The 19,969-nt window shown below is 56.4% G+C and carries 19 protein-coding genes; 8 read left to right on the top strand and 11 right to left on the bottom strand.

Translation table 11 applies throughout. The features are described from left to right. Window positions 1-63 precede the first annotated feature (63 nt). Window positions 64-492 (top strand): universal stress protein UspG, encoded by a 429-nt coding sequence (gene uspG, locus ACN9MQ_RS05955; RefSeq protein ID WP_020885008.1) that lies wholly within the window; start codon window positions 64-66, stop codon window positions 490-492. Window positions 493-551: 59 nt separating this feature from the next. Here uspG and ahpF read toward each other — a convergent pair whose 3' ends face one another. Then, on the bottom strand, window positions 552-2,117 hold the full coding sequence (gene ahpF, locus ACN9MQ_RS05950; RefSeq protein WP_426021310.1) for an alkyl hydroperoxide reductase subunit F: 1,566 nt from the start codon (window positions 2,115-2,117) through the stop codon (window positions 552-554). A 175-nt stretch (window positions 2,118-2,292) separates the two neighbouring features. Then, complete coding sequence (ahpC, locus tag ACN9MQ_RS05945) at window positions 2,293-2,856, bottom strand: alkyl hydroperoxide reductase subunit C (RefSeq protein WP_008501015.1); 564 nt, start codon at window positions 2,854-2,856, stop codon at window positions 2,293-2,295. Between the two features lie 639 nt (window positions 2,857-3,495). On the opposite strand from ahpC, the gene citR reads away from it, so the two are divergent. Next, complete coding sequence (gene citR, locus ACN9MQ_RS05940; RefSeq protein WP_032677673.1) at window positions 3,496-4,395, top strand: DNA-binding transcriptional repressor CitR; 900 nt, start codon at window positions 3,496-3,498, stop codon at window positions 4,393-4,395. Between the two features lie 154 nt (window positions 4,396-4,549). Here citR and ACN9MQ_RS05935 read toward each other — a convergent pair whose 3' ends face one another. After that, the gene (locus tag ACN9MQ_RS05935; protein WP_068795111.1) at window positions 4,550-5,710 is read right to left on the bottom strand and encodes a pyridoxal phosphate-dependent aminotransferase; all 1,161 of its coding nucleotides are present in this window, start codon (window positions 5,708-5,710) and stop codon (window positions 4,550-4,552) included. A gap of 123 nt (window positions 5,711-5,833) precedes the next feature. On the opposite strand from ACN9MQ_RS05935, the gene ACN9MQ_RS05930 reads away from it, so the two are divergent. Genes ACN9MQ_RS05930 through ACN9MQ_RS05920 form a run of 3 tightly spaced genes read left to right on the top strand, consistent with a single transcriptional unit; the run spans window position 5,834 to window position 7,673 of the window. Further along, complete coding sequence (locus ACN9MQ_RS05930; protein WP_020885012.1) at window positions 5,834-6,448, top strand: methylthioribulose 1-phosphate dehydratase; 615 nt, start codon at window positions 5,834-5,836, stop codon at window positions 6,446-6,448. Next, window positions 6,445-7,134 carry an acireductone synthase gene (gene mtnC, locus ACN9MQ_RS05925; protein ID WP_032681431.1) on the top strand — a complete coding sequence of 230 codons (690 nt, stop codon included), beginning with the start codon at window positions 6,445-6,447 and terminating at the stop codon, window positions 7,132-7,134. The genes ACN9MQ_RS05930 and mtnC overlap by 4 nt, the downstream gene beginning before the upstream one ends. Beyond that, the gene (locus ACN9MQ_RS05920) at window positions 7,131-7,673 is read left to right on the top strand and encodes a 1,2-dihydroxy-3-keto-5-methylthiopentene dioxygenase (RefSeq protein ID WP_426021311.1); all 543 of its coding nucleotides are present in this window, start codon (window positions 7,131-7,133) and stop codon (window positions 7,671-7,673) included. Before mtnC ends, ACN9MQ_RS05920 begins: the two co-directional genes overlap by 4 nt. A gap of 40 nt (window positions 7,674-7,713) precedes the next feature. Here the strand turns inward: ACN9MQ_RS05920 and ACN9MQ_RS05915 are convergent, their stop codons facing one another. Together ACN9MQ_RS05915 and mtnA are read right to left on the bottom strand one after the other, a co-directional pair. Next, window positions 7,714-8,184 carry an SRPBCC family protein gene (locus ACN9MQ_RS05915; RefSeq protein WP_014169088.1) on the bottom strand — a complete coding sequence of 157 codons (471 nt, stop codon included), beginning with the start codon at window positions 8,182-8,184 and terminating at the stop codon, window positions 7,714-7,716. A gap of 43 nt (window positions 8,185-8,227) precedes the next feature. After that, the gene (gene mtnA, locus ACN9MQ_RS05910; RefSeq protein ID WP_025204686.1) at window positions 8,228-9,244 is read right to left on the bottom strand and encodes an S-methyl-5-thioribose-1-phosphate isomerase; all 1,017 of its coding nucleotides are present in this window, start codon (window positions 9,242-9,244) and stop codon (window positions 8,228-8,230) included. 105 nt (window positions 9,245-9,349) lie between these two features. On the opposite strand from mtnA, the gene mtnK reads away from it, so the two are divergent. Beyond that, window positions 9,350-10,549, top strand: coding sequence for an S-methyl-5-thioribose kinase (gene mtnK / locus ACN9MQ_RS05905; protein ID WP_426021312.1), 1,200 nt, complete (start codon window positions 9,350-9,352; stop codon window positions 10,547-10,549). Between the two features lie 54 nt (window positions 10,550-10,603). Here mtnK and ACN9MQ_RS05900 read toward each other — a convergent pair whose 3' ends face one another. Genes ACN9MQ_RS05900 through ACN9MQ_RS05885 form a run of 4 tightly spaced genes read right to left on the bottom strand, consistent with a single transcriptional unit; the run spans window position 10,604 to window position 15,431 of the window. Further along, a complete protein-coding gene (locus ACN9MQ_RS05900) occupies window positions 10,604-11,845 on the bottom strand; it encodes an LVIVD repeat-containing protein (protein ID WP_426021313.1) in 1,242 nt (413 codons plus the stop codon). Then, window positions 11,842-12,906 (bottom strand): sugar ABC transporter substrate-binding protein, encoded by a 1,065-nt coding sequence (locus tag ACN9MQ_RS05895; protein WP_020885017.1) that lies wholly within the window; start codon window positions 12,904-12,906, stop codon window positions 11,842-11,844. Before ACN9MQ_RS05895 ends, ACN9MQ_RS05900 begins: the two co-directional genes overlap by 4 nt. A 30-nt stretch (window positions 12,907-12,936) precedes the next feature. Then, a complete protein-coding gene (locus ACN9MQ_RS05890) occupies window positions 12,937-13,932 on the bottom strand; it encodes an ABC transporter permease (RefSeq protein WP_025204689.1) in 996 nt (331 codons plus the stop codon). After that, window positions 13,929-15,431, bottom strand: coding sequence for a sugar ABC transporter ATP-binding protein (locus ACN9MQ_RS05885; RefSeq protein WP_426021315.1), 1,503 nt, complete (start codon window positions 15,429-15,431; stop codon window positions 13,929-13,931). Before ACN9MQ_RS05885 ends, ACN9MQ_RS05890 begins: the two co-directional genes overlap by 4 nt. A 160-nt stretch (window positions 15,432-15,591) precedes the next feature. Between ACN9MQ_RS05885 and ACN9MQ_RS05880 the strand changes: the two genes are divergently transcribed. After that, window positions 15,592-16,680 (top strand): oxidoreductase, encoded by a 1,089-nt coding sequence (locus tag ACN9MQ_RS05880; protein WP_426021316.1) that lies wholly within the window; start codon window positions 15,592-15,594, stop codon window positions 16,678-16,680. A gap of 57 nt (window positions 16,681-16,737) precedes the next feature. Next, window positions 16,738-17,481 (top strand): SDR family NAD(P)-dependent oxidoreductase, encoded by a 744-nt coding sequence (locus tag ACN9MQ_RS05875; protein ID WP_014169080.1) that lies wholly within the window; start codon window positions 16,738-16,740, stop codon window positions 17,479-17,481. 53 nt (window positions 17,482-17,534) lie between these two features. On the opposite strand, the gene ACN9MQ_RS05870 is transcribed toward ACN9MQ_RS05875, so the two are convergent. Both ACN9MQ_RS05870 and cstA read right to left on the bottom strand, forming a co-directional pair. Further along, window positions 17,535-17,732 (bottom strand): YbdD/YjiX family protein, encoded by a 198-nt coding sequence (locus tag ACN9MQ_RS05870; RefSeq protein ID WP_014169079.1) that lies wholly within the window; start codon window positions 17,730-17,732, stop codon window positions 17,535-17,537. Between the two features lie 58 nt (window positions 17,733-17,790). Beyond that, window positions 17,791-19,896, bottom strand: coding sequence for a pyruvate/proton symporter CstA (cstA, locus tag ACN9MQ_RS05865; RefSeq protein ID WP_426021317.1), 2,106 nt, complete (start codon window positions 19,894-19,896; stop codon window positions 17,791-17,793). Window positions 19,897-19,969 lie beyond the last annotated feature (73 nt).

Genomic DNA, 19,969 nt, shown 5'->3' with positions numbered 1-19,969 from the left:
ACAGAAACCATTCATATTTTGTGGTTGAATGAATTCAGCGTTTATAAACAAGGAGAAACGGGTATGTATCAGACAATCATTATGCCGGTTGATGTTTTCGAGATGGAGCTGAGCGACAAGGCCGTACGCCACGCGGAGTTCCTGGCGCAGCAGGACGGGATCATCCATCTTTTACACGTGTTACCGGGTTCCGCCAGCCTGAGTCTGCACCGCTTTGCCGCCGATGTACGTCGCTTCGAAGAGCATCTTCAGCACGAAGCTGAAAATCGTCTACAAACCATGGTCGGGCATTTCAGCATCGACCCTTCACGTATCAAAACTCACGTCAGGTTCGGTAGCGTGCGGGATGCCGTTAATGAACTGGCCAATGAACTGAAAGCAGACGTCGTGGTGATCGGTTCCCGTAATCCTTCCATTACCACCCACCTGCTGGGCTCTAACGCGTCGAGCGTGATCCGCCACACCCACATTCCGGTGATGGTCGTCAGGTAAAAAAAAGAGGCCACCTTTCGGTGGCCTCTTGCTGTTGCAGGTGTAGTCTTGCTTTCTTTTTATGCCGTTTTGGTGCGAATCAGATAATCGAACGAGCTCAGAGACGCTTTCGCCCCTTCACCGGTGGCAATGATGATCTGTTTGTACGGAACCGTGGTGCAGTCCCCTGCCGCGAACACCCCTTTCACGCTGGTTTCGCATTTCGCATCGATAATAATTTCGCCCATGCGGTTGCGCTCAATCGCGCCGTCCAGCCAGGTGGTGTTTGGCAACAGACCAATCTGTACGAAGATCCCCGCCAGCGCCACGCTATGCACGTCACCGCTCACGCGGTCGCGGTATTCCAGACCGGTCACTTTGCTGCCGTCACCTTTCACTTCCGTGGTCTGCGCATTCAGCACGATATCGACGTTTTTCAGGCTACGCACTTTGTCCTGCAGCACCTGGTCCGCTTTCATCTCTGGGGCGAACTCCAGCAGGGTGACGTGTTCAACGATACCCGCCAGGTCAATCGCCGCTTCCACACCGGAGTTACCGCCGCCGATCACCGCCACGCGTTTACCTTTAAACAGCGGGCCGTCGCAGTGCGGGCAGTAGGTGACGCCTTTGGTGCGATACTGATCTTCACCCGGGACGTTCATGTTGCGCCATTTGGCGCCGGTGGCAATGATAATGCTGCGCGCTTTCAGCACCGCGCCGGAGGCGGTTTCAATCTGGTGTAACCCCCCTTCAACCGCGGCCGGAACCAGCTTGCTGGCGCTCTGGCTGTCGATCACATCCACTTCATAATCGCTGACGTGCGCCTTCAGTGCGCCAGCCAGTTTCTGGCCTTCGGTCTTCGGCACAGAGATGTAGTTTTCGATATCCACGGTGTCGAGCACCTGGCCACCGAAGCGTTCGCCCATCAGTCCGGTACGAATGCCTTTACGGGCGGAGTAAACCGCCGCCGCCGCGCCCGCCGGGCCGGAGCCGACAATCAGAACATCATACGCGTCACGTTTGTTCAGCGCTTCTGCCGCACGTTTTTCGGCACCCGTGTCCACTTTGGCAACGATTTCGGTCAGCGTCATACGGCCCTGGCCAAACTCCTGACCGTTCATAAAGACCGCCGGAACGCCCATGACGTTACGGTCGGTGATTTCGTTCTGGAACGTACCGCCGTCAATCGCCGTGTGCTTAATGCGCGAGTTCAGCACCGACATCAGGTTCAGCGCCTGCACCACGTCCGGGCAGTTATGGCAGGAGAGTGAGTAATAGGTTTCAAACTCAAAATCGCCGTCAATGTCGCGGATCTGCTCGAGCAGCGCCTGCGCCTCTTTTGACGGATGACCACCGGTCCACAGCAGTGCCAGCACCAGCGAGGTAAATTCGTGGCCCAGTGGAGAACCGGCAAAACGCGGCCCCTGGTCAGAACCCGGATTGGTGATCAGGAAGGAGGGCTTGCGCACCGCCAGATCGTTATCTTCTTTGAAGGTCACGTTCGGTGACAGTTCGGCGATCTCTGCCAGCAGTTCCTTGATCTCTGCCGATTTAGCGCTGTCGTCCAGCGTGGCAATCAGCTCAACAGGTTTGGTCAGTTTCTCAAGGTAGGCCTTGAGCTGGGTTTTCATATTGGTGTCGAGCATTGTTCTTCCCTCTCTAAAAACGTCATCATGCAAGCTGCCTTATTCGGGCGGCCTGAATGCAACTTGCATCATGGTGCTGGAATAAAATGGGCGCGGGCGCGCCCATTACGACTGTCATTTCCGGAGCCTGTCGCGTCAGAGCAGGCGATGCTCTGCGCGAAAGACGGCGGGAAACTTAGATTTTGCCAACCAGGTCTAAAGACGGTGCCAGAGTCGCTTCGCCTTCTTTCCATTTCGCCGGGCAAACTTCACCTGGGTGAGAAGCAACGTACTGCGCCGCTTTCACTTTACGCAGCAGGTCAGAAGCATCACGGCCGATACCTTCAGCGGTAACTTCGATTGCCTGGATAATGCCCTGCGGGTCAACAACGAAGGTAGCACGGTCAGCCAGGCCTTCATCTTCACGCATGTTGTCGAAGTTACGGGTCAGGGCGCCAGTCGGGTCGCCGATCATCGCGTATTTGATTTTCGCGATGGTTTCAGAGCTGCTGTGCCATGCTTTGTGGGTGAAGTGGGTGTCGGTAGAAACAGAGTAAACGTCTACGCCCAGCTTCTGCAGTTCGTCGTAATGGTCTGCAACGTCACCCAGTTCGGTAGGGCAAACGAAGGTGAAGTCAGCCGGATAGAAGAAGAAGACGCTCCAGCGGCCTTCGGTATCTTTCTCGGTCACTTCGATGAATTCACCGTTTTTGAACGCCTGGTTTTTGAAAGGTTTAATTTTGGTATTAATCAAAGACATCTGTACTTCCTCCGTGTTTTCGTTGAGATGTAAGGTAACCAACTTTCGCCGGGTGGGCTAATGCGTTTGCTTTATCAAATCAATCAGCCATACCTAACAACCCGAACAAGACAACGTGATGAACTGAATTAACGAAAAGCCAAAAGTAAAAAGGCCGCCCTGGTGGGCGGCCCTGATACCTGAACTTTCCACAGGAACTTTCAGTGCCAGCAATTGCTGGCGTTGCGTTGCGCTCTACATACCTCATATCAAGGCCGTAACAGCGCCTTGATTACAACACCCGCACAGCGCGAGGGCAATGCACATGAGCGCCAATCGTATCTATGGCTGTGATAGGTTTCATCGAACACGGTTTATCGCGCAGAACGTAAGACGCGCCGGCGAGGATTAATAAAAATGAATGATAATTATTTGTCTATATATAATTGAGACTATTTTAATGCAAACACCCTCGCAGTTTTAGAGATAAAAATATCTTAATATTCATTGAAGCTCTATTTTATAAATCTGCCATCGTGATATATTAAGTCAACATACAACTCTAATTAAGTAAGTTAATTGCATGGATGGTAAATGATTAACTTCCTTCTATAGTTATCAGTGATGTGTTAACGCAACGCAGTCCACTCAGGATGAAACATGGCTAATCTCTACGATCTAAAAAAATTTGATCTTAATCTGCTGGTAATTTTCGAGTGTATTTATCAGCACTTAAGCATCAGCAAGGCAGCAGAAACGCTCTATATTACGCCCTCGGCGGTCAGCCAGTCGCTGCAAAGGTTGCGTAATCAGCTCAACGATCCCCTGTTCATTCGTTCCGGGAAAGGGATTACGCCCACCACGGTAGGCGTGAATCTGCACCATCATCTTGAGCAAAACCTCAACCAGCTTGAGCAGACGATTAACATCATGCATGGCTCAACGCTAAAAAAGAATTTTGTGGTGTACAGCCCGCAAATCCTGACCACAGAAAACCTGCTGGGCCCGCTTAAATTATTGATGCGAGAGCACAATTACGAGATTGAACTGCATGACATGCTGCTCTCTGCTGACTCCGCAGAGGATCTGCTGGCATACCGTAAAGCAGACTTAATTTTCTCAATGGCCCCGGTTAGTAACCGTTCAATGATTTGTGTGCCATATGCATCCTATTCCGTCCTGCTGGTCTGCAGCCAGGATCATCCGCGGATGAAAGAGGTGGCCACCATGGAAGAGCTTCAGGAAGAGAAGTTTACGATATTCCTCAGTGATGAGCCGGGCGTTAAAACCTATCAATCGATGGCAGAAAAAGTGCATGCGGAAAAGACAATCGGTTTTCGCTGTGACTCTGTATTTACTATTATTTCGATGATAAGTGCCTCTCATTTAATTGGTTACGTACCCGAAATTTTATTTGATAAATACAGTGAAGTGCTAAGACTCAAAAAAATCACTGCACCGTTCACCCTTCCCTCGCTTGACATTTTTATGATTTATAACCGCTCGGCATTAAACAGTACGGCATTCGCGAAATTCATTAACGAAGTAACAGAAAAATAACAGCGACGGGCTGTGTCGCTCACAGCCCGTTTTCTCTGTTAATACATAATTCTGACTTATATTTTATAACGCGCTTTCGCGTTATTTTGACTGATATTACTCTCACTTATTATGCGCAGACCGCCGTTATTCTAACGTGAGAGGGATGACACGCTCAGAGTGTATTCAGCCGCTCCGCCGCCGCGAGAAGCGTCGATTCCTGTTTCGCAAAACAGAGCCGGATCAGCTTATGCGGGAACGGGTCGTCGCAAAATACGGACAGCGGAATGGCAGCAACGCCCACTTCTTTTGTCAGCCACTGGCAAAAACTCACGTCATCCCGATCCGAAATCGCGCTGTAGTCCGCCAGCAGGAAGTAGGTCCCTTCGCAGGGTAAAATCTCCAGACGGCTCTGGCTTAGCGCATTCACAAACAGATCCCGACGCTGACGGTAGAATGCCGGCAGGTCGCGGTAGTGCTCCGGTTCGGCACGCAGCATATCAGCCAGGGCCAGCTGGGCCGGCGTATTTACGGCAAACGTCAGGTACTGATGTACTTTACGCAGCTCAGCGCTGATGGCCGCGGGAGCCACGCAGTACCCCACCTTCCAGCCGGTCATGTGATAGGTTTTACCAAATGACGATACCGCCACGGCACGCTCGCGAAGCTGCGGATGGGCCAGCACGCTGGCATGCCCTTCCTGCGCAAAACAGATGTGCTCATACACTTCATCGCTCAGCACGTAAATTTCACGCCCGGCAATCGCCTGCCAAAGTTTTGCGAAATCGGCTTTCTGCCATGCGGTCGCCGACGGGTTGTGCGGAGTATTGATAATAACCAGACGGGTTTTGTCGCTCAGCAAGGCAGCAAACGCCTGCCAGTCCGGACGGAAATGCGGTGGCTGTAGCGCGATACGTTTCACCACGCCGCCGGAGAGTTCAACCGCCGGCGCGTAGCTGTCATAACTCGGGTCAAAGCAGATCACCTCATCACCCGTGCGCACCAGCGCGGTAATTGCGGCATACAACGCTTCGGTCGCCCCTGCCGTCACCGTGATGTCGCTGGTAGCGTCTGGCTTATAGCCATACAGCTCAGCCGTTTTGTCTGCTATGGCGTCCCGCAGTGCCTGCACACCCGTCATCGGTGCATACTGGTTCGCCCCCTGCGCAACGTGGTACGCCAGACGTTCCTGCAAATAACGCGGGCCATCAAAATCAGGGAACCCTTGCGAGAGATTAATGGCGTTGTGCTGCTGGGCCAGTGCGCTCATTTGCGTAAAGATGGTGGTACCAAGACTGGGAAGTTTACTCTGAGGAATCAATGCGTTATTGCTCATTGTGTTGTGCCTGCATGTAATACTTATGTTGCTGACACTATAACACGATGTTAGTCTTTGGCAATCAAGACGCTTAGACGTCTAAACAATATGAATATTCCTGACCGAGAGGGAAAAAGGAAGATGACCGACAACCTGCAACTCACACACCTGGTCGACGCCTGCCGCTGGATCGGCGCCAAAGGCTGGGCTCCCGCGACCGGAGGTAACATGTCCGTGCGTCAGGATGCACATCTGTGCTGGCTCAGTGAATCCGGTAAAGATAAAGGCAGCCTGACCACCGACGATTTTCTGCAGGTGGAGATTGCGACCAACCGTGCACCGTCTGGCCGCACGCCGTCGGCTGAAACCGGGCTTCACACGCTCATCTATCGTCTGTTTCCCGAAGCCAACGCGGTTCTGCACGTCCATACCGTCAATGCCACGGTCTTGTCGCGGCTGGTCAAAGAGCCTGAGCTGAAGATCACCGGCTTTGAGATGCAAAAATCCCTCTCCGGGCAGAGCACGCATCTGGATACGGTCGCCATCCCGGTGTTTGATAACGACCAGGATATCGACGCACTCGCCGTGCGCATTGCCGAATACGCTCAGGCGCACCCGTTTAATTATGGTTTTCTTCTGCGCGGTCATGGCTTAACCTGCTGGGGACGCGATGTGGCCGAGGCCCGCCGTCATCTGGAAGGACTGGAATTCTTATTTGAATGCGAAATGCGTTTACGACACTGGGAGAGAGTATGATTCGCGCGATTGTGACGGATATTGAAGGGACCACCAGCGATATCCGTTTTGTCCATGATGTTTTGTTCCCCTACGCGCGTGAGCGTCTGGCGGCCTTTGTGTCCGCGCAGCAGTACGCCGAGCCGGTCAAATCGATTCTGGACAACCTGCGTGATGAAATTAACCACCCGCACGCCAGCGTAAGCGACCTTATCGACACACTTTTTACGTTTATGGATGAAGACCGCAAGTCAACCGCGTTGAAGGCGCTACAGGGGATCATCTGGCACGACGGCTACGTTAACGGCGATTTTACCGGCCACCTCTACCCGGACGTACTGCCTGCGCTGGAAAAATGGAAAGCGCAGGGTATTGATCTCTATGTTTATTCCTCAGGCTCCGTCGCGGCGCAGAAACTGTTATTTGGCTACAGCGACGAAGGTGATATTACTCATCTGTTCAGCGGCTATTTTGATACCCACATCGGTGCCAAGCGCGACGTCCAGTCTTACCAGAACATTGCGGCACAAACGGGTATCCCCCCGTCGCAGATCCTGTTCCTGTCGGATATACATCAGGAGCTGGACGCCGCTGAGCAGGCAGGTTTTCGCACCCTGCAGCTGATTCGCGGCGATGATGACGGTGCAAGCCATCACCATCAGGTACACCAGTTCGACGAGATTAACCCGGAGCAGATCCCTTCATGAGCGCATTGACCGTTTATTCCGATAAAGACCCCAGTCAACCTCGCTGGCACAGCACCGACGCTGCCGACATCGCCCAACAGCTCAACGCCAGAGGGGTTCGTTTTGAACGCTGGGCCGCAGACCGCGACTTAGGCCGCGATCCTGCCCCCGATGCGGTTATCGCGGCTTATCAGCATGCGATCGACACGTTAGTGGCAGAGAAAGGTTATCAGAGCTGGGATGTCATCAGCCTGCGTGCCGACAACCCTCAAAAAGAGGCGCTGCGCGCAAAGTTCCTGAACGAGCATACCCACGGGGAAGATGAAGTGCGTTTCTTTGTTGAGGGTGCGGGGCTGTTTTGCCTGCACATTGGCGACGAGGTGTGTCAGGTATTGTGTGAGAAAAACGACCTGATTTCCGTGCCCGCCGGAACGCCGCACTGGTTTGATATGGGCTCAGAGCCGAACTTTACCGCCATTCGTATTTTTGATAACCCCGAGGGGTGGATTGCGCAGTTCACTGGCGATGCGATTGCGGATGCGTATCCGCGTCTGGCATGATTTTTCCCCTCTCCCTCCAGGGAGAGGGGGCGAAAAAACGTCAGTGTTTCAATCCCTTCGTATACGCCACCAGCTGGTCCAGCACAATGCCCCACCCTTCGTGGAAGCCCATCTGTTCATGCTGCTCGCGGATTTCCGCCGTTGGGTGGCGAGCAATGGCGGTATAACGCGTTTTGCCCTCCCCCACATCATCCAGCAATAGAATGGCCGTCATAAACGGCTTTTCGGCGGGCTTCCAGCCTTCCGTATAACCGTCGGTAAAGACCAGCTTCCTGCCGGGATCGATTTCGAGAAACACCCCCCGGTTATCCATCCGTTGCCCGTCTACCTCAAACACCGTGTTAAATCGCCCGCCAACGCGCAGGTCAAGATCACACTCGGTCACTTTGTGCGGAACCGGAATGAAGAAGTTTTTGATGTGCTCGGGTGTCGTCCAGCAGAGCCACAGCAGATCGCGCGGGGCATCCACCACGCGTTCCAGTTTTAAGTCTGTATCAGGATCAAGCGTCACGTGACTGTCCTCCTAAAGGGAACCCCTTAAAGGATAGTCGTCCTCAGGCGAATTTCCCTTTTGCCACCTCTTCCGGCGTGACGATGCCCGTATCCAGCACCCAACCGCTTATCAATGCCGCTGGCGTGACGTCAAAGGCCGGGTTGTAGACCTGCGCGTTTTCAGGAGCCCACTGCACCGCGCCAAAGCTCCCGGCCACGCCCGTCACTTCACTGGCCGCACGTTGTTCAATGGGGATTGCCTCACCGTTCGGGCACGCCGGGTCAAGCGTGGTATGCGGGGCGGCGACATAGAACGGAATACCGTGGAACGTTGCCAGAACCGCCAGAGAATAGGTGCCAATTTTATTCGCCACGTCGCCGTTGGCCGCAATACGGTCTGCGCCCACCCACACCGCGTCAACCAGCCCTTTTGCCATCAGGCTGGCGGCCATGGAATCGGCGATCAGCTGGTACGGCACGCCCAGTTCGCCGAGTTCCCATGCGGTCAGTCTTCCACCCTGCAACAGGGGGCGGGTTTCATCCACCCAGACAGAGCTGACGCGTCCTTCCTGATGCGCGCGGGCAATCACGCCGAGCGCGGTGCCAACCCCTGCCGTCGCCAGCCCGCCGGTATTGCAGTGGGTCAGCAGACGACTGCCGGGTTTCACCAGCGTACTGCCGGCGTTCGCGATGGCCTCGCACAGCTGCTTGTCTTCATCAATCAGACGCAGCGCTTCCGCCACCAGCGCAGGCACAAAATCCTCCTGCCAGAGAGCCAGCTTCATGCGGTCGAGGTTGTTCATCAGGTTCACCGCCGTCGGGCGGGATGCCCGCAGGGTCTCCAGCGCCACAGCCAGTTCATCACGGCTTTTGCCATTTTCCGCCAGAAGGGCCAGCAGCAGGCTTGCAGAGAGACCAATCAGCGGTGCCCCGCGTACGCGCAGGGCGTGAATATGGCCGACCAACGCCTCTACCGTCGAGGCGTCAAGCCAGCGTTTCTCCTGAGGAAGCGCCTGCTGATCGAGAATAAATAACTGATTCTCCGCCACTCGCAGGCTGGTCGTCTGTAATGTCTGCATGTCGTTAATTCCCTGTTGCGTTGTTGTAGCACATTGTGTCAGGATGAAATCCAGATGTATAGACGTCTAAATGTCTTTATTAGCTAAACCAGTGAGGAACAGGCAATGTCGCAATACCGTACCTTTACCGCACAGGATGCCGTGGAGTATGCAAAGCAGTTCGGCGGCCTTGATGACCCCTCATCGCTGGTGGAGGCGCAGGAAGTGGGCGACGGTAACCTCAATCTGGTGTTCAAAATTTTCGATACCGAGGGCGTGAGCCGCATCGTTGTTAAGCAGGCGCTGCCGTATGTGCGCTGCGTCGGCGAATCCTGGCCACTGACCCTGGATCGCGCCCGCCTGGAGGCGCAAACGCTGGTCGAACACTACCAGCACAGCCCGCAGCACACGGTGAAAATCCACCACTTCGACCCTGAACTGGCGGTGATGGTGATGGAAGATCTCTCCAGCCATGCCATCTGGCGCGGGGAGCTGATCAAAAATACCTACTACCCGCAGGCGGCGCGTCAGCTGGGTGAATACCTCGCGCACACGCTGTTCCATACCAGCGACTTTTACCTGCACCCGCATGACAAGAAAGCGCAGGTCGCTAAATTCCTTAATCCGGAGATGTGCGAGATCACCGAAGATCTGTTCTTCAACGATCCGTACCAGGTCCACGAACGTAACAACTACCCTGCTGAACTGGAAAAAGACGTTGCCGCCCTGCGCGATGACGCTCAGTTAAAAATTGCCGTGGCCTCGCTGAAGCACCGCTTCTTCTCACACGCTGAAGCCCTGCTGCATGGCGATATTCACAGCGGCTCGATTTTCGTGGCAGACGGCAGTCTGAAAGCCATCGACGCAGAGTTCGGCTACTTCGGCCCCATCGGTTTTGACGTCGGCACCGCCATCGGCAACCTGCTGCTCAATTTCTGCGGCCTGCCGGGGCATCTCGGTATTCGCGATGCCGCCGCGGCCCGTGAACAGCGTCTGACCGACATTCAGACGCTGTGGAACACCTTCGCGGAGCGCTTCCAGATCCTGGCCAGTGAGAAAACGCGCGATGCGGCACTTGTTGCTCCGGGCTACGCCTCTGAATTCCTGAAAAAGGTATGGAAAGACGCGATCGGATTCTGCGGCACGGAGCTGATTCGCCGCAGTGTCGGTCTGTCGCACGTGGCGGATATCGAGACCATTCAGGATGAAGCAATGCGCCACGAATGCCTGCGCCACGCGATTACGCTTGGCAAGGCGCTGATTGTGATTGCCGACCGTATCGACACCGCCGAAGATCTGGTGGCGCGGGTGCGTCAGTACAGTTAAACGCCTCGGCCCTCTCCCGATGAAGAGGGCCGTCAGAAAAACACCAGCGCGCCGTTACCCCAGATACTCAATCACCGACAATCCACCGTTATAATCCGTGCTGTAGATAATGCCCTGCGCATCGACAAACACATCGCATGACTGGATCACCTGCGGTCGATTCGGCCGCGTATCCATCATCCTCTCAGGCGCCGCCGGCACCAGCGCACCGGTTTCAACCGGACGGTAAGGATTGGAAATATCAAACGCGCGCACGCCCGCATTCTGCCAGGTCGCAAAAATCAGCGTAGAGCTGACAAAGCTCCCCGGCCGGTTCTCGTGCAGGTTGTGTGGACCAAAATGCGCCCCTTTCGCCACATAATCCCGCTCCTGCGGCTGCGGGAATGTGGAAATACTTACCGGGTTCGACGGCTCGCGAATATCAAACAGCCAGATGAACTTCTCACCGTCCTCCTGGTTATCCAGTACCGCTTCATCCAGCACCACCAGCAGGTCACGATCCGGCAATGGCAGCGCGGTGTGCGTGCCACCTCCAAACGGCGGGCTCCAGTTGCGATGGCTAATCAGCTTCGGCTGCGTGCGATCCTTCACGTCCAGCAGCGTCAGTCCCCCGTCGCGCCAGCTCCCGTAAGCGGTATCCCCGGCGATAATCGCGTGGTGCAACGCGTAGCGTTTGCCTTCCGGCCAATTGGGTTGCTCATCGTCGGCCTGGTTCATCCCCGGCAGCCACCAGCGCCCGGCCACCTCAGGCTTTTTCGGGTCGGCCAGATCGATCGTCAGGAAAATATAGTCGGTAAAGCCATCGATCAGCGCCGAAACATACGCCCAGCGCCCACCGACGTACCAGATACGGTGAATGCCGATGCCGCTCAGGGATAAAAAACCGATCTCACGCGGTTTGTCAGGGGTGGAGATATCAAACACCCGCAACCCGGCGCTCCAGCCCTTGTCCTGCACGTCGCGTACGGTTTCCCCTACCTGACGGGTGTAGTAGACCTTTTCGTCAGCGAAACGGGCATCCGCGAACAAGTCTCGCGCGTTAATGACCAGCAGGAGATCGTCGTGCGCCTGAAGATGAACGTTCCAGGTGCCGGGTGGCGCGGGCATATAGCCTGCCGGTTTGGGATGTTTCGGGTCGCGCACGTCCACAATGGAAAAGCCCTGCGAGACCATATGCCCGATGTACGCGAAACCGCGATGCACCATCAGCTGCACGCCGTCCGGGCGACCGCCCTGGTCGCTATGGCCAATCAGCCGCATATTGCGGCTGTATTCAGGCGTGGGAAGCACACTCATTGATGTTTCGCTTCAAGCGTCGCAAACCACGGGGCGATAAAATCTTCGGTCTGACCCCAGCCTGGAATGATTTTCCCCAGCGACGCCACGTTCACCGCGCCTGGCTGGGCGGTCAGCAGCGCCTGCGGGATCGCCGCCGCTTTGAAATCATACGTGGCGGGTGTGGTTTCACCGGCAATCTTGTTGGCAATCAGACGTACGTTGGTTGCACCAATCAGCTTCGGATCCACCGCCACGCTCACTTTCCATGGGCTGCCTGGCTCGCGCATCAGCTGAAGATCCTGGTTTGAGATATCGATGCTGTAGAGTTTGATTTCGGTGCGGCCATTCTCTTTCAGGGCTTTGTAGGCCCCCTGGCTGAAGGCATCCCAGGTTCCCCAGATGGCGTCAATTTTGCCTTTCGGGTATTTCGCCAGAATAGCGCCCACTTTATTCGCGGTATCTCCCTGCACGTCAGACGAAACGGCACCGATAGACTCCAGCTCTTTAATGTCCGGATACTGCTTCTGCAGCGCTTTATAGGCTGCCTGACGACGTTCCATCGGCGGGAAACCGGCAACCCACAGCTTCACGATGTTGGCTTTGCCGTTGAAATCTTTCGCCAGCTGGCCGAAGGAGAGATGGGTCAGAGAAGCATCATCCTGCTGGGTCACGGTCACCCCGGGAATGTCGCCCTGAACGGCGGTATCAAACACCGACACTTTAATGCCGGCATCGACGGCTTTTTTCACGAGCGCGGTCGCATAGGGGTCGCGCCCCTGAGAGAGGATAATCCCGTCATATTTCTGACTGATCGCCTGATTGACGAAGTCCTGGAATTTGGCGTCGTCGCCATTGCTCAAAAAGGTGCTGACCTTAAAGCCGAGCTTTTTGCCTTCCTGAATGGCACCGGCGACAAACTGCGTGGTGTTGTCGTCAGAGCCGAGGTTACGGATCACCGCAATGCGGATGGGGCCGTCATGATTTGCAATGGCGGGCGGAAGCGGTGCGGGGGTTGCCGCAAGGCCTGGCAGCGACGTCAGTAACCCTAATGCCACCAGAGAGAGGGTGATTTTTTTCATTCTGTTTTCCCGTTGTGTTGTGATCAATCGTTAGCGTTTTTGTATGTAGGTAATCGCCAGCGCCACGGCGAGCACCAGCCCTTTTATAATGTCCATCGCATAATAGGGTACGGAAAGCATCACCAGACCGTTCGACAGCACGCCAAGAATGACTGCCCCGACGAGCGTACCCAGCGCGTTCGGTTTTCCGGACCCGGCGAGCGAGAAGCCAATCCACGCCGCCGCAACCGCATCCATCAGATAGCCGCCGCCCGCATTCACCTGTGACGAGCCAATCCGCGAGGCCAGTAAAATGCCGCCTAGTCCGGCGAGCAGAGAGGCAATCACGTAGGCCGCCACCTTGTAGCGCGTGGTGCGAATACCGGAGAGACGTGCCGCCTCCGGATTACCGCCGATGGCATACATGCGTCGTCCATGGGTGGTCAGTGACAGCCCCAGCTGTGCGAGGATCGTCACCACCAGCATGATGATCACGATAGTCGGCACCTGTCCCAGCAGGCTGAACGCCGCCGGAATGGTCCCCTCAGCCATGTCGCCGCTCGGCAGCACCATGTTTTCGGTAATTGACCCGCCGTAGCTGTAGGTCATCGCCACGCCCTGGATAACAAACAGGCTGGCAAGCGTGGCAAGCATGTCCGGGATCCGCAGGATGACAATCAGAAACGCGTTAAACAGGCCAACCAGGGTACAGAGCGCCAGGGTAATCAGTATCGATTCGGTGGTGCCGAAGCCGTACCAGACGAACAGTGACACCACCAGCGCGTTAGCCAGCGATGCCGTTGAACCAACCGACAGGTCAAACCCGCCGATGGTCAGCGAAATTGACACCCCGATAGCAATCACCGTCACGATGGCAATGGAGCGCAGGATATTGATAATGTTGTTCGGATCGAGGAAGTTGTCCGACGCCAGGCCAAAGATGGCTACCAGCGCCACCACGGTCAGCAACATGCCCCACTTGTAGAGAAAATCAAAAATTTGCTGACGGCCAGACGCCGCCGCCGTCACTGAAAGGGCCTTGCTCACGACGCCGTTCCTCCGGTTGAATAATAAAGTAGTGTCTCTTCGTGGGCCTCAGCCCCGGCGATTTCCGCCACGATACGTCCGTCCCACAGCACGCAAATGCGATCGCACAGCCCCACCAGTTCAGCGAACTCACCGGAGGCGTAAATCACCCCTTTGCCCTCGCGCGCCAGGCCGTCAATTAACTGGAACAGATCGGTTTTCGCTTTGACATCGACGCCTTTGGTCGGCTCATCGAAAATCAACACGCTGGCGTCGTTGCGCAGCCACTTGCCGATGGCAATCTTCTGCTGGTTGCCCCCCGACAGACGACGCAGCACCTGCCCCGGCCCACGCGCACGCACGCCGACGCGGGCAATCACCTCTTCCGCCCAGCGCCACGCCTGACGGTGGCCGAACAGGCTCCAGCGCGAGAAGCTGTTATCCGCGGTGACCGCCAGGTTCATGCTCACCGGTTCATCAATAAAAATGCCCTCTTTGCGCCGTTCCTCCGGTACCAGCGCCAGACCGCGCAATACCGAATCCGCCGGATCGCGCGGCTGCCAGGGCTGATGATTTAGCTCACCGCGCGCTACACGGCTTTTGCTGGCCCCAAACAGCGCCTTGCAGAGTTCCGTTTTGCCCGCTCCCGCCAGCCCGGCAATGCCCAGAATTTCGCCTTTTCGCAGGTGCAGGGAGATATCTTTCAACAGCGCGTCATCGTGCAGCCCTTCCACGCGCAGTAATGTCTCGTCACTGTGCGCAGGACGGGCCGGCGGATAGATATCGTTAAGCTCATGGCCAAGCATCTTCTCAACGATTGCGTCACCGCGGAGGTTCGCCATCGGGCCGGATTCAATCAGCTTGCCGTCGCGCAGCACGGTTAAGGTGTCGCAAATAGCGTTCAGTTCGTGAATACGGTGAGAGATAAACACTACGCCAATCCCCTGCTTTTGCAGACGTCTCACTACGGCGAAAAGCCGTTCGCTTTCATGGCTATCCAGCGGCGCGGTCGGTTCATCCAGAATCAGAAAACGGCAGTGGTGTGAGAGCGCCCGCGCCAGCAAAATCTGCTGCTTTTCTGCCAGCGTGCAGGTGTCGACGATGCGTCGCACATCCAGAGCGATACCCAGCTGCGCCAGCGCCTGTTTCGCCTGCTGGCGGATTGCGCGCCAGCGATAGCGATGCCCCGGCTGTGCGAGCTGATCGAGCATGATGTTTTCGGCAATGCTCAGCCCTGGTATCAGCGCGACGTCCACTTCCTGCTGCACCAGGTGGATACCCAGCCGTTTGGCATCAAGCGGCTCGCGGATCGTCACCGGCTGGTTATTAATGCAGATCTCACCTTCGTAGCGATCGTAAGTGCCGCACAGCACCGCCATCAGCGTCGATTTCCCCGCGCCGTTTGCGCCGGTCAGCGCATGCACGGAGCCGCCCATTAACGTCAAATCCACGCGCGACAACGCCTGAAAGCCGGAAAAGGCCAGGCTGATACCGCGCATCTCAAGGCGACTGGAAACCATCCGCGTTAAATCCTTCTTTCATATTGTGATTTATCGAATTTTTCACAGCTCCGGTTGACTGACAACGACGGAAAAGGCATAAGATAAAGCGAAATATTATTAGCCATCCGGATGTCCAGACATAACATCGGGTTAGCGCTTGCTAAAAAAAGGACAACACATGAGCAACACCGATATCCGCGTCGTGCCAGGCCCGGCGAACTATTTCTCGCATCCGGGAAGCCTTGCGCACCTGAATGAATTCTTTACGCCGGAACAGCTCTCCCGCGCGGTGTGGATTTATGGCGAACGCGCCATTGAAGGCGCGCGCCCTTTCCTGCCGGAAAGCTTTCACGCGCCGGGGGCAAAACATCTGCGCTTTAAAGGGCACTGCAGCGAACGTGACGTCACCGATCTGGTGACGGCGTCTGGCAATAACGCCAGCGTGGTGATTGGTGTCGGCGGTGGCGCACTGCTTGATACCGCCAAAGCGGTGGCGCGCCGTCTCGGCGTGCCGGTGGTGGCTATTCCCACCATCGCCGCCACCTGCGCCGCCTGGACGCCGCTCTCCGTCTGGTATAACGATGCCGGTCAGGCGCTGCAGTTTGAGGTGTTCGACGATGCTAACTTCCTGGTGCTGGTGGAACCGCACATTATCCTCAAAGCTCCAGCGGAGTACCTGCTGGCAGGCATCGGCGATACGCTGGCGAAGTGGTATGAAGCGGTGGTCCTGGCCCCTCAACCTGAAAACCTGCCCCTGACCGTACGTCTGGGGATCAACGGCGCGCTGGCGATCCGCGACGTGCTGCTTTCCCGTAGCGAAGAGGCGCTGGCCGACCAGCAGCGTGGCGAAGCGACGCAGGCGTTCAGGGACGTTGTGGATGCCATTATTGCCGGGGGCGGAATGGTGGGCGGTCTGGGCGAGCGCTATACCCGCGTGGCGGCCGCGCATGCGGTGCACAACGGTTTAACCGTTTTGCCGCAAACGGAAAAATACCTGCACGGTACCAAAGTGGCCTACGGCATCCTGGTGCAAAGTGCGCTGCTCGGCCAGGATGACGTGCTGGCCGAGCTGGTGGCGGCCTATCAGCGCTTTACCCTGCCCACCACGCTTCGCGAACTGGAGGTGGATATCAACAACCGCGACGAGCTGGACAAGGTCATTGCCCATACGCTGCGCCCGGTGGAATCTATCCACTATTTGCCGGTCGCGCTCACCCCTGAGGTTCTGCGCGCCGCGTTTGAGAAAGTGGAATCCTTCAGCCGTTAATCGTTCCGACCGACTATACCTAATGATGATTCTCATCACTCTCGCAACGAGGTCATCATGCAGATCGATTTAACAGGTAAGAAGGCGCTGGTTACTGGCGCCAGCCGTGGGTTGGGTCGTGCCATCGCACTTTCACTGGCACGCGCCGGTGCCGATGTGGTTATTACGTATGAAAAATCCGCCGACAAAGCCCAGGCGGTCACCGAAGAGATAAAGGCGCTTGGGCGCCACAGCGAGGCGATCCAGGCCGACAGCGCCAGCGCACAGGCCATTCAGGATGCGGTTACCCATGCGGCGCGCTCCCTGGGCGGGCTGGATATTCTGGTCAACAACGCCGGGATCGCACGCGGCGGTCCGCTGGAGTCCATGACGCTGGCGGATATTGACGCCCTGATTAACGTCAATATCCGGGGCGTGGTGATCGCCATTCAGGAAGCGCTGGTGCATATGTCTGACGGCGGGCGCATTATCAACATCGGCAGTTGTCTGGCAAACCGTGTGGCGATGCCCGGTATTGCCGTCTATTCGATGACCAAATCTGCGCTCAACTCCCTTACCCGGGGTCTGGCTCGCGATCTCGGCCCGCGCGGCATTACCGTGAACCTTGTGCATCCTGGCCCGACAAACAGCGATATGAACCCGGAGGATGGAGAACAGGCTGAATCTCAGCGCCAGATGATTGCGGTGGGACATTACGGCCAGCCGGAAGACATCGCCGCCGCGGTCACCTTCCTGGCGAGTCCTGCCGCCGGACAAATATCCGGCACGGGACTGGATGTCGATGGCGGGTTAAACGCCTGATCGCATGTTGAATGTAAACAAAAGCAGATCAGCCTTTGTTTACCGAAAGAGGGTTAACAGCACTTCGCGCCGCCCTTGCCGCCGTAGCGGGCGTCCTGGCGGTCGCGGAAGAAAGCTTCATAGGTCATTGGCGTCTGGTCAGGGTGGTTGACGCGCATATGCTCGACGTAGTTGTCATAATCCGGAACGCCGATCATCATTTTGGCGGCCTGGCCCAGGTATTTTCCTGCTTTGGAGAGGGTGTCGAACATAGTGGATATCTCGTCTTTTATCCCCTCTCCCCGGCGGGGAGAGGGTGAGGTTGAGCGATTAATGCGCCCCTTTCGCCTGGGTCACAATCTCTTCCAGGTTCTCAGGCATTGGCTCATACGGTGTCTCTTTTGCCGTCGGCTTGTCTTCTTTCAGCGCCGCCAGTGCAGTCTTCAGAGAATACAACGCCAGCACCACAACCACCACCATAAAGAAGATGGTCAGTCCGGCGTCCAGACGGTTGTTAAACACCAGCTGCGACAGTTGTGATTCCGTATATTGCGCCGGGATCTTACCGCTGTCGATCATCGCCTGGAACTTGTTGGCGATAGCCAGGAAGCCCACCTTGTTGTCCGGGCTGAAGGCTTTCTGCCAGCCTGCCGTCAGGGTACAAATCAGCAGCCATGCGGTTGGCAGTAACGCCACCCACGCATAACGCTGACGCTTCATTTTGAACAGCACTACCGCACAGAGCATCAGCGCCATGCCCGCCAGCATCTGGTTGGCAATACCAAACAGCGGCCACAGGGTGTTAATCCCTCCCAGCGGATCGACGACGCCCTGATGGAGGAAATATCCCCACGCCAGTACGCACAGCGCCGTTGCCAGCAGGTTCGCCGGTAATGAATCGGTACGTTTCAGATTCGGTGAAATCACCCCCAGCAGATCCTGCAGCATAAAGCGTGCCGCACGCGTTCCTGCATCCACCGCCGTCAGAATAAACAGCGCTTCAAACAGAATGGCGAAGTGATACCAGAACGACACGTCCATCAGCCCGCCCAGCGCGCCGTGCAGAATATACGCCATGCCCACCGCCAGCGTTGGTGCGCCCCCCGCACGGGAAATAATTGACTGCTCGCCCACTTCACTGGCGATATGGGTCAACGTGTCAGGGGTAATGGCAAAGCCCCAGCCGCTTACCACCTGCGCGGCAGAGGCCACCACGTCAACGGTGCCGGCCGGTGCCAGCAACGCCATTGGGCTGTTCATCGCGAAGTAAACGCCCGGGTCGATAATACAGGCCGAGACCAGCGCCATTATCGCCACGAACGATTCCATCAGCATGCCGCCGTAGCCAATCAGGCAGGCCTGATTCTCATTGGCGAGCATTTTCGGCGTGGTACCGGAGGCAATCAGCGCGTGGAAACCAGACACCGCGCCACAGGCGATGGTGATAAACAGGAACGGGAACAGGTTGCCGGTCCAGACCGGGCCGGTGCCATCAATAAATTTGGTCAGCGCAGGCATGGTCAGCGTCGGGCGCATAATCAAAATGCCGATTGCCAGCCCCACAATCGTGCCGATTTTCAGGAAGGTGGAGAGGTAATCGCGCGGGGCCAGCAGCAGCCACACCGGCAGCACCGCCGCCACAAATCCGTACCCTACCAGCATCCACGTCAGCTGTATGCCGGTGAAATCGAAGAACGGCGCCCACGTCGGGCTCTCGGCCACCCAGCCGCCGGAGATAATGGCAAACACCAGAAAGACCAGGCCGATGACCGACACTTCACCAATGCGTCCCGGACGCAGGTAGCGAATGTAGATCCCCATAAACAGCGCCAGCGGAATGGTAAAGGCCACGGTATAGGTTCCCCACGGACTGTGGGTCAGCGCTTTCACCACGATCATCGCCAGCACCGCGAGGATGATCACCATGATCATAAAGGTCGCGATCAGGGCGATCACCCCGGCCGTGGCTCCCATCTCCTCTTTCACCAGCTCACCGAGCGAACGTCCGTCGCGGCGGGTGGAGACGAACAGCACCATAAAGTCCTGCACCGCACCGGCCAGTACGACGCCCGCGAGGATCCAGATCATCCCCGGCAGGTAACCCATCTGCGCCGCCAGGACTGGCCCCACCAGCGGGCCCGCGCCGGCAATCGCCGCAAAATGGTGACCGAACAGCACTTTCTTGTCGGTAGGCACATAGTCCAGACCGTCGTTATGACGAACCGCAGGCGTCATGCGCGTGCCGTCGACCCCTAACACCGTCTTCGCGATATAGCGGCCATAAAAACGGTACGCGATCAGATAAATACAAACCGAGGCGACAACGATCCACAGCGCGTTGATCTGTTCCCCCCGGTTGAGGGCGATATAGCCCAGGGCAAATGCTCCCACAACGGAGAGCCCTGCCCACGTAAGGTATTTCCCTGAGTTGTTCATAGTTGTTGTCCGTTGTTGTGAAACAGTGAGATGTTACATTTTGTTTCTAGAACAACGCTCAAAATTTAACAAC

This window comes from Enterobacter sp. R-25 (genome assembly GCF_049913205.1).
GTDB lineage: Bacteria > Pseudomonadota > Gammaproteobacteria > Enterobacterales > Enterobacteriaceae > Enterobacter > Enterobacter ludwigii.
Note: the sequence above shows the minus strand (reverse complement) of the source record. Positions and strands in the feature narration are given on the sequence as shown.